General features: G+C 69.5%; 14 protein-coding genes. 6 read left to right on the top strand and 8 right to left on the bottom strand.

Going from position 1 to position 15,301, the window contains the following annotated elements; all coding sequences use genetic code 11:
* The first annotated feature begins 126 nt into the window (after positions 1–126).
* The 5 genes from MSPGM_RS11545 to MSPGM_RS11525 all read left to right on the top strand — a co-directional run bounded on the left by MSPGM_RS11545 (position 127) and on the right by MSPGM_RS11525 (position 6,925).
* Positions 127–1,332, top strand: a complete 1,206-nt coding sequence (locus MSPGM_RS11545; protein WP_003598709.1) for a divergent polysaccharide deacetylase family protein — start codon at positions 127–129, stop codon at positions 1,330–1,332.
* A 360-nt stretch (positions 1,333–1,692) separates the two neighbouring features.
* Positions 1,693–3,381, top strand: coding sequence for a methyl-accepting chemotaxis protein (locus MSPGM_RS11540; protein WP_003598750.1), 1,689 nt, complete (start codon positions 1,693–1,695; stop codon positions 3,379–3,381).
* 144 nt (positions 3,382–3,525) lie between these two features.
* On the top strand, positions 3,526–4,113 hold the full coding sequence (locus MSPGM_RS11535; RefSeq protein ID WP_003598752.1) for an RNA pyrophosphohydrolase: 588 nt from the start codon (positions 3,526–3,528) through the stop codon (positions 4,111–4,113).
* A gap of 27 nt (positions 4,114–4,140) precedes the next feature.
* Positions 4,141–4,797, top strand: a complete 657-nt coding sequence (locus MSPGM_RS11530) for a DUF2939 domain-containing protein (protein ID WP_003598754.1) — start codon at positions 4,141–4,143, stop codon at positions 4,795–4,797.
* A 199-nt stretch (positions 4,798–4,996) separates the two neighbouring features.
* Positions 4,997–6,925 (top strand): potassium transporter Kup, encoded by a 1,929-nt coding sequence (locus tag MSPGM_RS11525; protein ID WP_012752810.1) that lies wholly within the window; start codon positions 4,997–4,999, stop codon positions 6,923–6,925.
* 7 nt (positions 6,926–6,932) lie between these two features.
* Here the strand turns inward: MSPGM_RS11525 and MSPGM_RS11520 are convergent, their stop codons facing one another.
* From MSPGM_RS11520 to MSPGM_RS11510, 3 genes are all read right to left on the bottom strand, one after another.
* Positions 6,933–7,238 carry a hypothetical protein gene (locus MSPGM_RS11520; protein ID WP_003598758.1) on the bottom strand — a complete coding sequence of 102 codons (306 nt, stop codon included), beginning with the start codon at positions 7,236–7,238 and terminating at the stop codon, positions 6,933–6,935.
* A 211-nt stretch (positions 7,239–7,449) separates the two neighbouring features.
* Complete coding sequence (locus MSPGM_RS11515; protein ID WP_012752809.1) at positions 7,450–8,241, bottom strand: hypothetical protein; 792 nt, start codon at positions 8,239–8,241, stop codon at positions 7,450–7,452.
* Between the two features lie 200 nt (positions 8,242–8,441).
* Positions 8,442–9,836, bottom strand: coding sequence for an SEL1-like repeat protein (locus MSPGM_RS11510; protein WP_003598762.1), 1,395 nt, complete (start codon positions 9,834–9,836; stop codon positions 8,442–8,444).
* A gap of 241 nt (positions 9,837–10,077) precedes the next feature.
* On the opposite strand from MSPGM_RS11510, the gene MSPGM_RS11505 reads away from it, so the two are divergent.
* On the top strand, positions 10,078–10,701 hold the full coding sequence (locus MSPGM_RS11505) for a Pr6Pr family membrane protein (protein WP_003598764.1): 624 nt from the start codon (positions 10,078–10,080) through the stop codon (positions 10,699–10,701).
* 4 nt (positions 10,702–10,705) lie between these two features.
* On the opposite strand, the gene MSPGM_RS11500 is transcribed toward MSPGM_RS11505, so the two are convergent.
* From MSPGM_RS11500 to lepB, 5 genes are all read right to left on the bottom strand, one after another.
* Positions 10,706–11,434, bottom strand: coding sequence for a pseudouridine synthase (locus MSPGM_RS11500; protein ID WP_261926378.1), 729 nt, complete (start codon positions 11,432–11,434; stop codon positions 10,706–10,708).
* A complete protein-coding gene (locus MSPGM_RS11495; protein ID WP_003598768.1) occupies positions 11,431–12,357 on the bottom strand; it encodes a class I SAM-dependent methyltransferase in 927 nt (308 codons plus the stop codon). Before MSPGM_RS11495 ends, MSPGM_RS11500 begins: the two co-directional genes overlap by 4 nt.
* Positions 12,358–12,552: 195 nt before the next feature.
* Positions 12,553–13,533 (bottom strand): GTPase Era, encoded by a 981-nt coding sequence (era, locus tag MSPGM_RS11490; protein ID WP_003598769.1) that lies wholly within the window; start codon positions 13,531–13,533, stop codon positions 12,553–12,555.
* Between the two features lie 20 nt (positions 13,534–13,553).
* Positions 13,554–14,324: a ribonuclease III gene (gene rnc, locus MSPGM_RS11485; RefSeq protein ID WP_003598771.1), complete on the bottom strand. Its 771-nt coding sequence runs from the start codon at positions 14,322–14,324 to the stop codon at positions 13,554–13,556.
* 60 nt (positions 14,325–14,384) lie between these two features.
* On the bottom strand, positions 14,385–15,191 hold the full coding sequence (lepB, locus tag MSPGM_RS11480; protein ID WP_003598773.1) for a signal peptidase I: 807 nt from the start codon (positions 15,189–15,191) through the stop codon (positions 14,385–14,387).
* Between the last annotated feature and the right edge of the window lie 110 nt (positions 15,192–15,301).

Genomic DNA, 15,301 nt, shown 5'->3' with positions numbered 1-15,301 from the left:
GTCGCGGTGTTAGCGAAAGATTAACCATGACGGCCCGCAATACCGGTTCAGACCGGGGTTGCGGGCCGTTTCTCGTTGAAGGCCGCGCCCGGTCGTCCAAGCATGGGCCAACAGGCAGGACGGCGGGTGAGCGACGCGGCCGACGACATCCTGACGAAGCCTCTCGGAGTCGCGGACAAGGCGGCCCGTCCGCGCTTTGCCCTGCGCCCGTCCGCAGGCGCGGCGGCGGGCGTCGGTGCGCTGGTCGTGGCCCTGCTGGCCGGCGGCATCGCCCTCACCGGTGATCCCCGCGGCGGCGAGCCTCGGGCGCAGGCGCTCATCGAGATCCGCGAGGCCCCGGCCTCCGTCCCCCGCATCGCCGACGCCGCACCGCCCGCTGCGAAAGGACCGGCCCAGTCCGCCAGCGAGGTCGAGCAGGCCTCCGGCGTCAGCGTGTTCCGCCCCGACGGTTCGACGGCCCCCGATGCGCCGGTGATCATCCGCGTCCCGAACGCCGCCCAGGTGAAGCTCGCACCGGCCCCCGATGCACGCCTGACCGAGCGCGGGCGCCACGGCCCCCTGCCCCGGATCGGCGAAGGGCGGCTACGGCCGCTCGACGTCTATGCCCGCCCGGACGAGCCCGGCACCGGACCGCGCATCGCCGTCCTCGTCTCCGGTCTCGGCATAGGCGAGATGGCCACCCTCGGCGCCATCGCCCGGCTTCCCGCCGCGGTGAGCCTCGCGCTCTCGCCCTACGGCACCGACCTGGAGAAGACCGCGACCCGCGCCCGCGAGGCCGGCCACGAGATCCTGCTCCAACTGCCGATGGAGCCGTTCGACTATCCCGACAGCGATCCCGGTCCGCAGACGCTTCTGGCCTCGGCCCGCCCCGGCGAGAACCTCGACCGGGCCGCCTGGGCGATGAGCCGGTTTCCGGGATTCGTCGGCGCCGTGAACTTCATGGGCGCCAAGCTGATGAGCGAGGCCGGGGCCCTGGAACCGGTGCTGAAGGATCTGTCCGCCCGCGGGCTCGGCTTCGTCGATGACGGCGCGGCGCCCGGTACCCAGGTCGCGACCGTCGCGGCGAAGACCAAGCTGCCATCCGCGCGGGCCGAGATCGTGATCGACGCCGTCGCGCGGCCCGATGCGATCGACGCGGAACTCGCCCGCCTGGAGACGCTGGCCCGGCAGAAGGGCCTCGTGCTGGCCTCTTCCAGCGCCTCGCCGTTGACGATCGAGCGCCTGTCGCGCTGGTCGCGCGATCTGGAGGCACGCGGCATCCGGCTCGTGCCGGTGAGCGCGATCCTGCGCCGCCCGGGCGGCGTCTCGAAGCTGTCGAGCGCGGCGCCCTAGGAGATCGCCCGAACGGCCTTTGCCGGAATCGGGATGGCGGCGATCCGAAACCGATCACCCGAGCGGATCGGCCTGGAGTCGGGCCAATCCGCGGAATTCGTCGCCGTGATATCGAGCTGAGCCGGCACCCGAGTGCCAGCCGCGACACGCCTGCCCTGCTTTCTCAGCGCATGGGACACGCGCAGATTGAAGCCAAAACAGCTTATGTCAGTTTTCATTCCGCCACGAAGCGTACTGCAACTTTAATCCCATCCCTCCCCGCGAAATCGCATAAACAATTCGTGATCCGGTAAGTGTTTCCGGGCCAGGATCCGGCCGCTCGCTCAGCAAATTCGCGCGCCGTTCCTGTCGGAGTCCTCCGTGTCGCTCCAAACACTTCCCATTCGCAGCAAGCTCATCGCTTCATTCACGGTGCTGACGATCCTTCTCGTCAGCTTAGGGGTTCTGGGCCTCGTCGGAACGCAGACGATGCGCGACCAAGCGCTCGACATCGAACGCAATTGGCTTCCCAGCGTGCGCCTGCTCGGCGAGATCGACACGGCGGCGGCGCGGATGAACACCGTGATGCTGCGGCACACGCAAGCGACCGACCCGCAGATGGTGTCCGTGATGGACAAGGACTTCGAGCGCTTCGGCAAGCTGATCGACGACAAGCGGGCGGCCTACGAACGGCTCATCGCGAATGCCGAGGAGCGGGCGCTCTACGAGACCTATGTGCGGGATACCGCGACCTTCGAGAACGAACGGCGCAACGTAATGGACCTGTCGCGCCAGGGCCGGAAGGCGGACGCTTTCTCCTACTACGAGTCGAAGGGCCTCGCGCCGCGCCGGGCGATGTCGAACTCACTGGAGAAGCTGGTCAATTTCAACAACGAGGGTGCCGCCCGCGCGATGGCGGCGGGCGAGGCCGTGTTCCAGCAGGTGCGCACGATCGGCCTCGCCGTCCTCGCCCTCGGGCTCGGCCTCGCGGTCCTGCTCGCGGTCCTGATCACCCGCGGCGTGACCCGCGGCATCGCCTCCGTGGTCGGGCCGATGCAGGCGCTGGCCGCGGGCGACCTTTCGGTCACGATCCCGCACCAGGGCCAGCGGACCGAGATCGGCACGATCGCCGACGCGGTTCAGATCTTCAAGGCGGGGCTGATCCGCATGCGCACCCTCGAAGAGGAGAGCGCCGCGGCCCGCGCCGGGGCGGAGGCACAGCGCAAGGCGGCGATGCGCGAAATGGCGGAGCGGTTCGAGGGTGCGGTCGGCGGCGTCGTCAGCCTCGTCTCGTCGGCTGCAGCCCAGTTGCAGGCCTCGGCGCACGGCATGACCGGTGCCGCGACCCGGACCGCCGGCCAGTCGGTCAGCGTGGCCGCCGCGGCCGAGGAAGCCGCCACCAACGTCAACACCGTGGCGGCGGCCGCCGAGGAGCTGGGCGCCTCGGTGCAGGAGATCGGCCGGCAGGTCAGCGGCTCCTCGACACTCGCCCAGGCGGCGGTGGGAGAGGCAGCGCAGACGGCGGCCCATGTCCGGGCGCTCAGCGCGGCCGTCTCCAAGATCGGCGACGTCGTCACCATGATCACCACGATCGCGGGGCAGACCAACCTGCTCGCGCTCAACGCCACCATCGAGGCGGCCCGCGCGGGCGAGGCAGGCCGCGGCTTCGCGGTGGTGGCCGCCGAGGTCAAGGAGCTCGCCAACCAGACCGCACGTGCCACGGAGGAAATCTCCGGCCAGATCGGCCGGATTCAGGAGACCACCGGCCACGCGGTCTCGGCTATCGGCAGCATCACCGGGCGCATCGAGGAGATCAGTTCGGTGGCGGCCTCGATCGCCGCGGCGGTGGAGCAGCAGGGTGCGGCGACCCAGGAGATTGTGCGCAACGTCGCCCAGGCGGCGATGGGTGCGGGCGAAGTGACGAGCAACATCACGGGCGTGGCCCAGGCCGCCGAGGAAGCGGGAGCGACCGCAGCCGAAGTGCTCGCCGCCTCTTCCGAGCTGTCGCGCCAGTCCGAGCACCTCTCGGCGGAAGTCGGCCGCTTCCTCGCGAACGTGCGCGCCGCCTGAACTGTACCTCGAAAACGACAGAGAAATTCGTGGGCGCGGCCGAGGCCGCGCCCATGCTCGTTTTACGGCCTCAGATGGGGGTTAGGTCGGCGTTGCCCGCACCGGTTCGGCCTCCTATGGTCGCGCCGCCAGCATGAGCCCGCGATGACCCGCCCCGACGACGACCTTCTACGCCTGCCCGAGAGCAGCGCGCTGCCCTACCGCCCCTGCGTGGGCGTGACCCTGTTTCATCGTGACGGCCGCGTCTTCATCGGGCGGCGCAAGCGCGAGGCGGGCCCCGAGCATGTCGATGGCGATCTTGCGTGGCAGATGCCGCAGGGCGGGATCGACGAGGGGGAAGAGCCCCTCGCCGCGGCCCTGCGCGAACTCCACGAGGAGACCAACGTGCCGGCCGACGCCGTCACGCTGCTCGGCGAAACCCGCGACTGGCTCGCCTACGACCTGCCGCCGGCGGTGATGAAGCAGGCCTGGAAGGGCCGCTACCGCGGCCAGCGCCAGAAATGGTTCGCCTTCGGGCTCACCGGCGATGAATCGGCGATCGACGTGGACGCCCCCGGCGGCGGCCATCACAAGCCCGAATTCGAGGCGTGGCGCTGGGAGCGGCTGGAGGCGCTGCCGGACCTCATCGTCCCCTTCAAGCGTCCGGTCTACGAAGGCGTCGTCGCGGCCTTCTCCGGGCTGACGGGCTGGCATGGCGCTGGGGACAATGGGGCCGGGGACAACCCGACATGATCCAACCGCGCATCCGCGGCTGATCCGATGCGGTGGTGGCTCATTCCCCTTCTCGCGGTGGCGGCTTGGTTCGCCTACACGCTGACGCCCTTCTGGTCGCTCTACGGCTTCGCCGCGGCGGTGCAGGCGGGTGATGCGGCGGCGGTGGAGCAGCGCGTCAACTTCCGCACGCTGCGCCTCTCGCTCGCCCGGCAGATCAGTGCGGCCGTCAAGGCCGACAGCAACGCCCTCGATCCCCGCGAACGGCAGCGCATCGCCGACGCGGCAGCGGCCGTCGCGCTCCCGATCATGGAATCGGCGCTGACGCCGAAAGCCGTGATCGACCTCCTCGACGATGGCTGGCCGCAGGGCGCCGACCTCGCCGCACCGGCCGGCCGGCACGAGCGGCGCGACGGCCTGCGCATCCCCGATCTCAAGCGGCTGCTGCGCTACTATCTCGCCGCTGACATGCGCGGCTTCCGCTCCGTGCTGGTTGCCGTGCCGCCGGACCGGCCCCGCCACGAGCAGTTCCGCATCCGCCTGCGCCTGCGCGACTGGGGCTGGCGCCTCGTTGATATCGAGCTGTCCGACGACCTGCGCCGCCGGATCGGCGAGAAGGCCGCCGCCGCCGCCGCTCGGCTGCGCGACGGCCGCACGAACCCCGACAAGACCGGACCGGATGCCTCCCCGCATCGCGAGCCGTGAGCGACCCGGTCGCACGCCCACGAAAGACCCTGGCTTTTAATCCTTCGCTCCATAGGTGAACCGCCACGAGAGCCGTTTGCGACCTGATGGCATCAGGCCGGCGTCTCTCGATCTTTCGTCTCAGCGCGCTTTCGTTCGCCGAACCGGCATCCACTTCGTCGGAAAGCGCTCTGACGGCCCCGCTTTCCGGAGCACACTCGTGAGCCAGCCCGCCGCCCTGCCCTCGGAAGCGAGCCGATCGGAGTCCGGGCCGGGCCGCCGCCTCGGGGCGGGCCTGCTGATCGCCACCCTCGGTGTCGTCTACGGCGATATCGGCACGAGCCCGCTCTACGCCCTCAAGGAAGCGGTGCGCGCCGCGAGTCCGGGCGGTGATCCGAGCCCGGTCGCGGTGACCGGCGCCGTCTCGCTGATCCTGTGGGCGCTGATCCTCGTCGTCTCGCTGAAATACGCGGTGCTGATCCTGCGGGCCGACAACCGTGGCGAGGGCGGCATCGTGGCGATGCTGGCGCTGCTCGGCGCCCGCCACGCGCAACCCGGCTCGCGGCAGGCATTACTGCTCGTGGTCGGCCTCGTCGGCGCCGCCCTGCTCTACGGCGACGGGGCGATCACCCCGGCCATCTCGGTGCTCTCGGCGGTCGAGGGCCTGCGGGTCGATGCGCCCGCCCTCGACCGCTTCATCGTACCGATCACACTGGTGATCCTCGTCGGCCTGTTCCTCGTCCAGCGCCGGGGCGCGGCCTTCATCGGCAAGATCTTCGGGCCGGTGATGCTGGTCTGGTTTCTCGTGCTGGCCGCACTCGGCCTCGGCGGCATCGTGCAGGCGCCGCAGATCCTGGCGGCGGTTAATCCGCTGCGCGCGGTCGAGTTCACGGCGCATGCCGGCCTGCATGTCGGCTTCACGATGCTGGGCGCGGCCTTCCTCGCGGTCACCGGCGGCGAGGCGATGTATGCCGATCTCGGCCATTTCGGCGCGCGGGCGATCCGTGTCGCGTGGTTCGTCCTCGTTCTGCCGGCGCTGGTGGTCCACTATTTCGGGCAGGGCGCGATCCTGCTGGTCGATCCGTCCGCGGCCGAGAACCCGTTCTACCGCCTCGCGCCGAGCGTCCTGCACTACCCGCTGATCGGGCTGGCGACGCTCGCCGCCGTCATCGCCTCGCAGGCGGTGATCTCGGGCGTTTTCTCGCTGACCCGGCAATCGATCCAGCTCGGCTTCCTGCCACCGCTGCACATCGTCCACACCGCCTCCGATGAGAGCGGCCAGATCTACGTGCCGCTGGTGAATTGGCTGCTCGCCGCCGCCACGCTCTCGGCCGTCCTGATCTTCCGCTCCTCCGATGCGCTGGCCGGGGCCTACGGCATCGCCGTGTCGCTGCTGATGGCGATCACGACCCTGCTCGCCGGCCTCGTCGCCCGCAAATGGGGCTTCGGCCTGCCCCTCGTGCTCGCGGTCAACGGCTTCTTCCTCGTGATCGACCTGATCTTCCTCTCGGCCAACAGCGTGAAGCTGTTCGAGGGCGGCTGGTTTCCGCTGCTGCTGGCGGGCGTCATCGCCTTCCTGATGCTGACCTGGCGCAAGGGCCAGCTCTGCCTGGAACAGGCGCGCGTGGACCTGCGCCCGCCGGAGGCGCGCTTCCTGGAGAGCCTGCGCCACGATCCGCCGACGACCCTGCCGGGCTCGGCCGCCTTCCTGTCCTCGGCGACCGAGGGCATCCCGCTGCCCATGATGCGCTTCGTCGAGCGCCTGGGTGCGCTGCACGCCCGCGTGCTGATCGTGACCGCTTTGTTCGAGGAGACGCCGACGGTGCCGCGCGAGGAGCGTGCCCGCGTCACCGAGATCACCCCCGACATCCGCCGGGTGGTGCTGCATTACGGCTTCATGCAATCGGCCTCGATTCCCGAGGGGCTGGATTGCGCCGTCGGCGCCGGTCTCCTGCCGAAGGCGTTCGCGGAGGATCTCACCGTCTTCGTCGGCCACGAGACGATCATCCCCGTCTCCGACCAGCGCGGCATGTCGGATTGGCGCGAGGCAGTCTTCGCGGTGATGCAGAACAACGCCGAGCGCACCGGCGCCCATTTCTGCGTGCCGGCGCGGCAGGTGATCGAGATCGGCACCGAGATCGAGATCTGAGGAGCGGCTACTCGTCCGCCTGCCCCTTGCCGGTCATCCGGAGCTGCGAGGCGACGCATTCGCGCACCGCATCCTCGATCTTGGCCTTCTGCGAATTGGAGTAGCCCGCCACCTCGTCGATGCATTTGACGAAGTAGCCCGCGGTGAAACTCTCGTTGACCGACACGAACGACTTGCCGAAGCGGGTCGCGAGCTGGAGGCGATCCAGGGCCGAGCTCTGCTTCCAGGCCTCCAGCGTGTCGGTCATCGACAGGGCGCTGGCGGCACCGGGCACGAGGGTCGCGGCGAGGAACAGGGCGGAGAAGCGGCGCATCGTACCAAAACCTCCCGAAGGTCTTTTCTGCTTTTTCCCGATCTAATCTTCCGAACAATCCGCCTCGATCCTGCAATCGATCGGGAAATGTCGGATGATCTCGCCAGATAAACCCTTCGGGATTGCCGGACAGCCGAACAGCCGGATCGCTCTTCTTATTTTGCTCTGAGAGTTCTGCGAATCCAGGCTGCGATGAGCACGCCCGCTGACCTCACGGTCGCCAATCCGAAAACCCAGCCACACGATGGATCAGGCACCGGTGGCGCGCGGTTTCGCCGAACGGAGCAAGCTCCCAGGTCCAGGCCCGCTCGGGGCTTCCAAGCGATACGCCGTAGAGAAGGTCGTGCCGCGCATGGACCTGCCCCTCTCGGTCCTCCTCGGTCTCGTCGAGGTCGGTGACGAGGCAGACCCGCGCCGTGAGCCCGGCCAGGGCGTCGAGATGGCCCTCGACGATCCGCCGGCCGAAGGCGTCGCCGTCCTCCGGCGTCCAGGGCCCGAAGGGGCGGCGTGAGGCTTCCAACCGCTCGACCGGGCGGATCGGCAGTTGCGAGAGCAGGTTGGCCGAGATGACGAGACCGGTGCCCGGCTCGGCGCAGACCGGCGGGAGGCGGAGGTCGAGATCGCGCGCCGCGCCGGTCATCAACGCCATCGCGCCGCTCAGATCCGCCGTCAGCATCTCGACGTTGGGTAAGGCGCGGATCGCGCGCCGGGCGGGCGCGAGATGCACGGCATCGACCAGCACTACCCGCCGGAAAGCCGCGGCGAGATCCGCCAGCGGCACATCGAGCAGGAGCCCGGAGCCGAGCACCACGGCGGTGTCGCGCCGCTCGGTGGCGGCGATGGCCGCGCGCATCACCGCCTGGCTCGCCTCCAGATGCGGCGCCCAGGCCCGGCGGCAGCGGCGCGCCCGCGACATCAGCCAGATGCTGTCGCGCAGGTAGCCGAGCCGGCGCTGGACCCGCGGCGCGGGCGTGGTGAGGAGATGCAGGAGATCGAGCAGCACGGCGAAACCGCCTCCGGCAGCCGCCCTCCCCTGTCAAGGCATCCCCGGCGGCATCGTCTTCTCTCGAAAGCCGGCCTCGCCCCTTCGAGACGACGCGCTAGAGCCGTATCCGACCTGATTGCATCAGGCCGGCGCCTCTAGGTCTTTGTTGTGTCGCGCATTCTTTCGACGAACCGGTGACCACTTCGTCGGAATGCGCTCTAGCGTTTGGCGCCCGCTTTGCCCGTGCCCTTCTCGAACAGGGCGGCGATCTTCTGCATCGCGCCCGTGTCGCCGAGGGCGGCGGCCTTTTCATACCAGAGCTTGGCGGCGCTCCGGTCGCGCGCCACGCCCCACCCCTCGGCGTAGAGGGTGCCGAGGGCGGACATGCCCTCCGGACTCCCCGCATCCGCCGCCTTCTCGTACCAGAGCTTGGCCGCTCCGTAGTCCTTTTTCACGCCCTGGCCGTTCTCGTACAGGGCACCGAGATTGTAAATGGACTGGGCATTGCCCGCGGCAGCGGCCTTTTCATACCAGAGCTTGGCCGTCGCGTAGTCCTGCTTCACGCCCTGACCGTTGTCGTACAGGATGCCGAGATCGTTCATGGCGAAGGCGCTGCCCGCGTTCGCGGCCTTGTCGTACCAAAGCTTGGCCGTCGCGTAGTCCTGCGTCACGCCCCGGCCGTTCCCGTAGAGGAGGCCGAGACCGCGCATGCCATCCGGGTTGTCGGCCGCAGCGGCCTTCTCGTACCAGAGCTTGGCCGTGGCGTAGTCCTGCTTCACGCCCTGTCCGTTCTCGTACAGAGAGCCGAGATTGGTCATGGCGAACGGATTGCCCGCCTCGGCGCCCTTCTCGTACCAGCCCTTGGCGGCGGCATCGTCTTTCGCAACGCCCTGCCCGTCCTCATAGACGAGGCCGAGGTCGTTCATGGCCTCCGCGCTGCCCGCGCTCGCGGCCTTCTCGAACCAGCCCTTGGCGGCGGCATAATCCTGCGTCACGCCGAGGCCATTGAGATACAGACGCCCGATGCTGCGCATGGCGTCCGCCGTGTCGGCGGCGGCGGCCTTCTCGTACCAGGCCTTGGCGCGGGCATAGTCCTGCTTCACGCCCTGCCCGTTCTCGTACAGCACGCCGAGATTGTTCATGGCACTGGCGCTGCCCCCGGCCGCTGCCTTCTCGTACCAGCCCCTGGCCGTGGCATAGTCCTGCGGCACGCCCTGGCCGACGTCGTAGAAGTAGCCGAGCTTCTGCATGGCGTCCGCATCACCTGCGGCGGCCGCCTTGTCGTACCAGCCCTTGGCGGCCGGGTAGTCCTGCGCCACGCCCCGGCCGAACTCGTCGAGAATGCCGAGATTGTACATCGACTCCGCCAGCCCCTTGGCGGCGGCCTTCTCGTACCAGCCTCGGGCGGCGGCATAATCCTGCGCGACGCCCTGGCCCTCCTCGAAGAGGAGGCCGAGCTTGTGCATCGCGGTGGCATCACCCGCGGCGGCGGCCTTCTCGTACCAGCCTTTGGCCGCGGCGTAGTCCTGGCCTTCGGTCGGCGCGGTCTCGACGGCCAGGGCGGAGAGTGGGGCAAAAAGCAGCCCCGCGACAACGACAATCCGCCCGAGCATGATGGGGTGTCCTCAGTCGAAAAATCGGCACCGGCGCGAAGAATGCGGGATGCGCCGTGCCGCCCGAACCTTCACATTTGCCGGAACCGGATTTCAACGCTCGCGACTTGACCCAGAATCCCAATCTCTTGTCGCGACGCTTCATCACCCCGGCGCCGCGGCCGGAAGCAGCACGCGTCATCGCCGGGTTGCGAAGCGCGGCCAGAACGACACCCCGACTCGGATGCCGACGCCGCGAACGATGACTTCCCGCTCCGCCCGCCTCGCCGCTTCCCTGATCGCGCTCTGCGCCGCCGTCGGCGTCGGGTTCGGCTTCTCCGCCGTGTTCGGCCGAACCGGCTCGGTGCCGCTCACGGCCTGGATCATGGCCGCCTATTTCACGAACCTCACCGGACTCCTCGTCCTCGCGGTGTTCGGCGGGATCGCGCTGCGGGTGCCGGCCCTGTCCCAGCCCCGGCTCGTCGCAACGACGGTGCTCGCGACCCTGCTCGTCGGACTCGTGCAGCGGCTGCTGCTCTACGGGGTCAGGACCCTGCGCGGCGGCGACCTCGTCGGCGACATCCTGCTCCACCAAGTGCTGCCGGTGCTGGTGCCGCTGTTCTGGCTCGCCTTCGTGCCGAAGGGGCGGCTCGCAGGGCGCGACCTCGCGCTGTTTGCGAGCTACCCGCTGATCTACCTCGGCTACACGCTCCTGCGCGGCGCCTATGACGCGCGCTATCCCTACCCGTTCCTCGATGTGGGGAAGATCGGCTGGGGTCCGGTCGCGGCCTATGCCGGGGCGATCGCGGCGGCCTTCCTCGGCGTCGGATGGGCGTTGGTTCTCCTCGACCGGCGCCTCGCACGGCGCAGGGCCGTGGCCGGATAAATCGTTACCCCTCGAACACCGTAGCGATCTCGCCCGGCCCCAGGATCCGGAATTCCCCCGCCGGCAGGTCGGCGGGGAGCGCCAAGCCGCCGACGCGGTCGCGGTGAAGCGCATCGACATGGTTGCCGAGCGCGGCGAACATCCGCCGGACCTGATGGTAGCGGCCCTCGTGCAGGGTCACCGTGCAATGGGTCGGGTCGTCGGTCTCCATCTCCACCGGCAGGAGCGGCTTGTCCTCGCCCTCCAACATCATCTCGCCCGAGGCGAGGATCGCGGTCTCGTCGCCCTGGAGCGGACGGGCCAGCGTCACCCGGTAGCGCTTGGAGACCTTGGCCTTCGGCGAGATGATCCGGTGCAGAAGCGCGCCGTCATCGGTCATCAGCAAGAGGCCCGAGGTCTCCTTGTCGAGGCGCCCGACCGTGGAGAGCGCCGGATCGCGCCGCCGCCAGCGCTCGAGCAGCAGGCTGTAGACCAGCGGCCCGACTTCCTTGTGCGAGCAGGTGACGCCAAGCGGCTTGTGCAGCATCAGGCAGACGCCCGGCAGCGGATCGAGCGCCTCACCCTGCACCGTCATCCGGGCGGAGAGATCGGGCTCCAGCGGGATGCGCTGTGACGCGTCCCGCAGGGCCTGCCCGTCGAGGCGGACGAGACCGGCGCGGGCCAGCCCCTCGACCTCGCGGCGCGAGCCGTAGCCGAGATTGGCCAGCAGCCGGTCGAGGCGGAGCGCCTTCATTTGCGTGCCTCGAACAGCTTGTAGCCCCCCTCCGTCGCCAGCGTCGTGACGGTTCGGAAGGCGGCGCGCAGAGGCGCCTCATAGGGCAAGTGGGTGTTGGCGACGAGATAGAGCGTTCCGCTCGGCCGCAGCACCGCCGCCGCGCGGGTGATGAAGGCTTGGCCGAGCGCCTGATCCTCGGCGCCGCCATCGTGGAAGGGCGGGTTGGTGACGACGAAGTCGAGGCCCGACAGGGCAGGCTCGGCGCTGCGCAGATCCGCCCAATGCAGGGTCGCGCCCGGCTCGCCGACGTTGCGGCGGGCCATCTCGATGGCGCGGCGGTCGATGTCGATCAGGGCGAGCGATGCGACTTTCGGCGATTTCAGCACCGCGCGGGCCAGGATGCCGAGGCCGCAGCCGAAATCGGCCCCGCGCCCCGAGAGAGCGGGCAGGTGCCGCAGCAGCAGGGCGCTGCCGGGATCGAGCCGGTCCCAGGAGAAGATGCCGGGCTGCGTGCAGAGTGCGAGGTTGTCGATGTGGCGCGGTGCGCCGCCCGCCAGAGCGGCCTCGATGCCGGCGGGCATTTCGGGACGCGTCGCCGTGCAGATGCGGTGGTGGCGGCGCGGCTCGTCGGTGACGGCGCAGCCGAAGCCGCGCAGCTCCTTGGCGAGCCGGGTGCCACCCTTGTCCTTGGGCGCCATCGCCACCAGCCGCCCGCCGGGCTTCACGGCCCGGATCGCGAGTGCCAAGGCGTAGCGCCGCTCCGCCGTGCCGGGCGGGGCCAGCAGCAGGGCGGCATCGAGGCTCGCCTCGGCGACATCCTCCAGCCGCGCCGAGCCGGGAATCAGCGGCGAAACCTGGGCGGCGCCCTCGGGCACCTCCGCCAGATCGGCCGGCGGGAGGCCGTAGAGGATGGCCCGGATGTCGGAATCGGTGTGAGGCATAGGAGTCGGCATTCAGGCTGTGGCCATCGGCATCATGATCCGTCCAGCCCTCGCCCTCATCCTGAGGTGCCGACGCGGAGCGGCGGCCTCGAAGGATCGTCCAGATCCCGCGCGATCCCTGGAGGATCCGTCAAAGCCCGCTCGCGCAGGCACCTCAGGATGAGGACGAGGATGGGATGGATGAGGGAATAGAGGTCAGCCGGTCGGGAATTCGAGGCCCATCTCGCGATAGCGCGCGGGATCGTCGGCCCAGTTCTCGCGGACCTTCACGTGCAGGAACAGGTGCACCTTGGCCTCGGCCGCCTCGGTGATCTCGATGCGGGCCGCCTGCCCGATCGCCTTGATGGTCTGGCCATTCTTGCCCAGCACGATCGAGCGCTGGCTCTCGCGCTCGACGAAGATCGTCTGCTCGATCCGCACCGAGCCGTCGGGCCGCACCTGCCACTGGTCGGTCTCGACGGTGGAGCGGTAGGGCAGTTCCTCGTGCAGGCGGTCGTAGATCTTTTCCCGGGTGATCTCGGCGGCCAGCATGCGCAGCGGCGCGTCGGAGATCTGATCCTCGGGATAGAGCCACGGGCTCGGCGGCATCCGGGCGGCCAGCGCCTTGCGCAGGTCGGCGATGCCGTCGCCCTTGAGCGCCGAGATCAGGAAGGTGTCCTCGAACGGCACCATCGCGTTGAGCTTGGCCACCAGTTCGAGCAGGCGCTCGCGGGCGATCAGGTCGATCTTGTTGAGGATCAGGATCTTGGGCCGCTTCACCTCGGGCAGGCGGCGCAGGATGGTCTCGACCTCCTCGTCCACGCCTTTCCGGGCATCGATCAGCAGGCAGATCGCGTCGGCATCCGCCGCGCCGCTCCAGGCGGAATGCACCATCGCCCGGTCGAGGCGGCGCTTCGGGGCGAAGATGCCGGGCGTATCCACCAGCACGATCTGCGCGTTGCCCTCCATGACGATGCCGCGCACCAGCGCCCGCGTCGTCTGGACCTTTCGCGAAACGATCGAGACCTTGGCGCCGACGAGCGCGTTCAGCAGGGTCGACTTGCCCGCATTCGGCACGCCGATCAGCGCGACGAAGCCCGCACGCGTCTCTTCGCGCGGCTGACCCTGCGCGTCCTGCCGCTGTTCCTGCGGGGCGCCGTCCTCGTCAGCCTCGTGTTCCGGCTCGTGCTCAGACATCCGATTCGACCATCCGCGACTCAACCACTCGATCCATCCCTCCCTTGCGTCCCGCCGATGCCCTCGCGGGCGAGTACGGCGCGGGCCGCCTCCTGCTCGGCGACGCGCTTCGAGGCGCCCTCACCGTAGCCGGGTTCGATGCCTTCGACCCGTGCCGCGATCCGGAAGACCGGGGCGTGGTCGGGCCCGGAGCGTTCCACCACCTCGTAGACCGGGATCGCGAGGCTGCGCGCCATTGCCCATTCCTGCAAGGCCGATTTCGCGTCGCGCCCGCGCGGGGCCGCGGTTTCCTCGCCCGGGCGGAAGGCGCGCTGCACGATCGCCCGCGTCGCCTCGTAGCCGGCGTCGAGGAACACCGCGCCGAGAATCGCCTCGCAGACGTCGGCCAGAATGGTCTGGTTGCGCCGCCCGCCGGTCTGGATCTCGCCGGGGCCGAGATTGAGATGCGGCCCGACCTCCCAGGCCTCGGCCACCACGGCGCAGGTCTCGCGCCGCACGAGGCCGGCGAGGCGGCGCGACAGCTCGCCCTCCTCCGCGCCGGGCAGCGCCTTGTAGAGCGTCTCGGCCACCGCGAGCCCGAGCACCCGGTCGCCCAAAAATTCGAGGCGCTGGTAGCTGCCGACTCGGCCGGACTGGCCGGCCTTGCTCACATGGGTGAGCGCCAGCGGCAGCAGCGTCGGGTCGGCGAAGACATGGCCGATGCGCGCTTCCAGCACCGCGAGGCTCGGCCGCGGGCGATGCGCACGCCGGGCGCGGCTGGAGCGAGCGGCGCCTTCGCCGTCCTCGCTCATCGCCGTCCGCCCCGAGGCAGACCGGCGGATCGTTCCGTCGCTGTCACGTTCGTCAGAAGGTCAGTGAATCGTCGAGAAGATGCGGCTCCAGCGCACGTCCGACGGCCAGCGCCAGATCTGCCAGGCGGGGGTACGCTCGTCGATGGAGAAGAAGATCATCTCGGCGCGGCCGACGAAGTTCTCGAACGGCACGTAGCCGACGCTGGCGAGGTCGCGCGAATCGGTGGAGTTGTCGCGGTTGTCGCCCATCATGAAGAAGTGACCGGCCGGCACCGTGTAGACTTCGGTGTTGTCCCAGAAGCCGCGGTCGCCGTCGCGCTCGATCACCCGGTGCGTCACGCCGCCCGGCAGCGTCTCATTGTACTGCGCGACCTTCACCGTCTGGTCGAAGGCGTCCAGGGTCTCGTAATCGGCGATGCGCTCGCGCTTGACCGGCTTGCCGTTGATGTTGAGCACGCCCTCGATCACCTGGATCTTGTCGCCGGGCAGGCCGATCACGCGCTTGATGTAGTCGGTCGCGTTGTCCTTCGGCAGCTTGAACACGGCGATGTCGCCGCGCTTCGGCTCGGCGGCCCAGACCCGGCCATTCGCCTGGAACGGCAGGTACTCGGAGAGCGGCAGGGAGTATTTCGAGTAGCCGTAGGTGTATTTCGAGACGAACAGGTAGTCGCCGATCAGCAGCGTCGGAATCAGCGAGCCCGAGGGGATGTTGAACGGCTGGAACAGCAGCGTCCGCACCACCAGCGCGATCAACAGCGCCTGAACGCCGACCTTCACGGTTTCCCGGATGCTCGCCCAGGTTCCGGGCTCGGCCGTCCGGATCTCCGTCTTGCCCTCGCGATCCAAGCGCGCGCGTCCCATGCTCATGATTGAAACAGCCTCCGGCCCCGCCGTAAGATCGGCAGCCGCGTCCCAGGTGGCCGTGCTGTCCTGCTGGGCGGCGGGTCTAGACTATGCTGCGCCGCCCCGCAACGCGG

Origin of the sequence: Methylorubrum sp. GM97 (assembly GCF_024347855.1) — a bacterium.
GTDB lineage: Bacteria > Pseudomonadota > Alphaproteobacteria > Rhizobiales > Beijerinckiaceae > Methylobacterium > Methylobacterium extorquens.
Note: the sequence above shows the minus strand (reverse complement) of the source record. Positions and strands in the feature narration are given on the sequence as shown.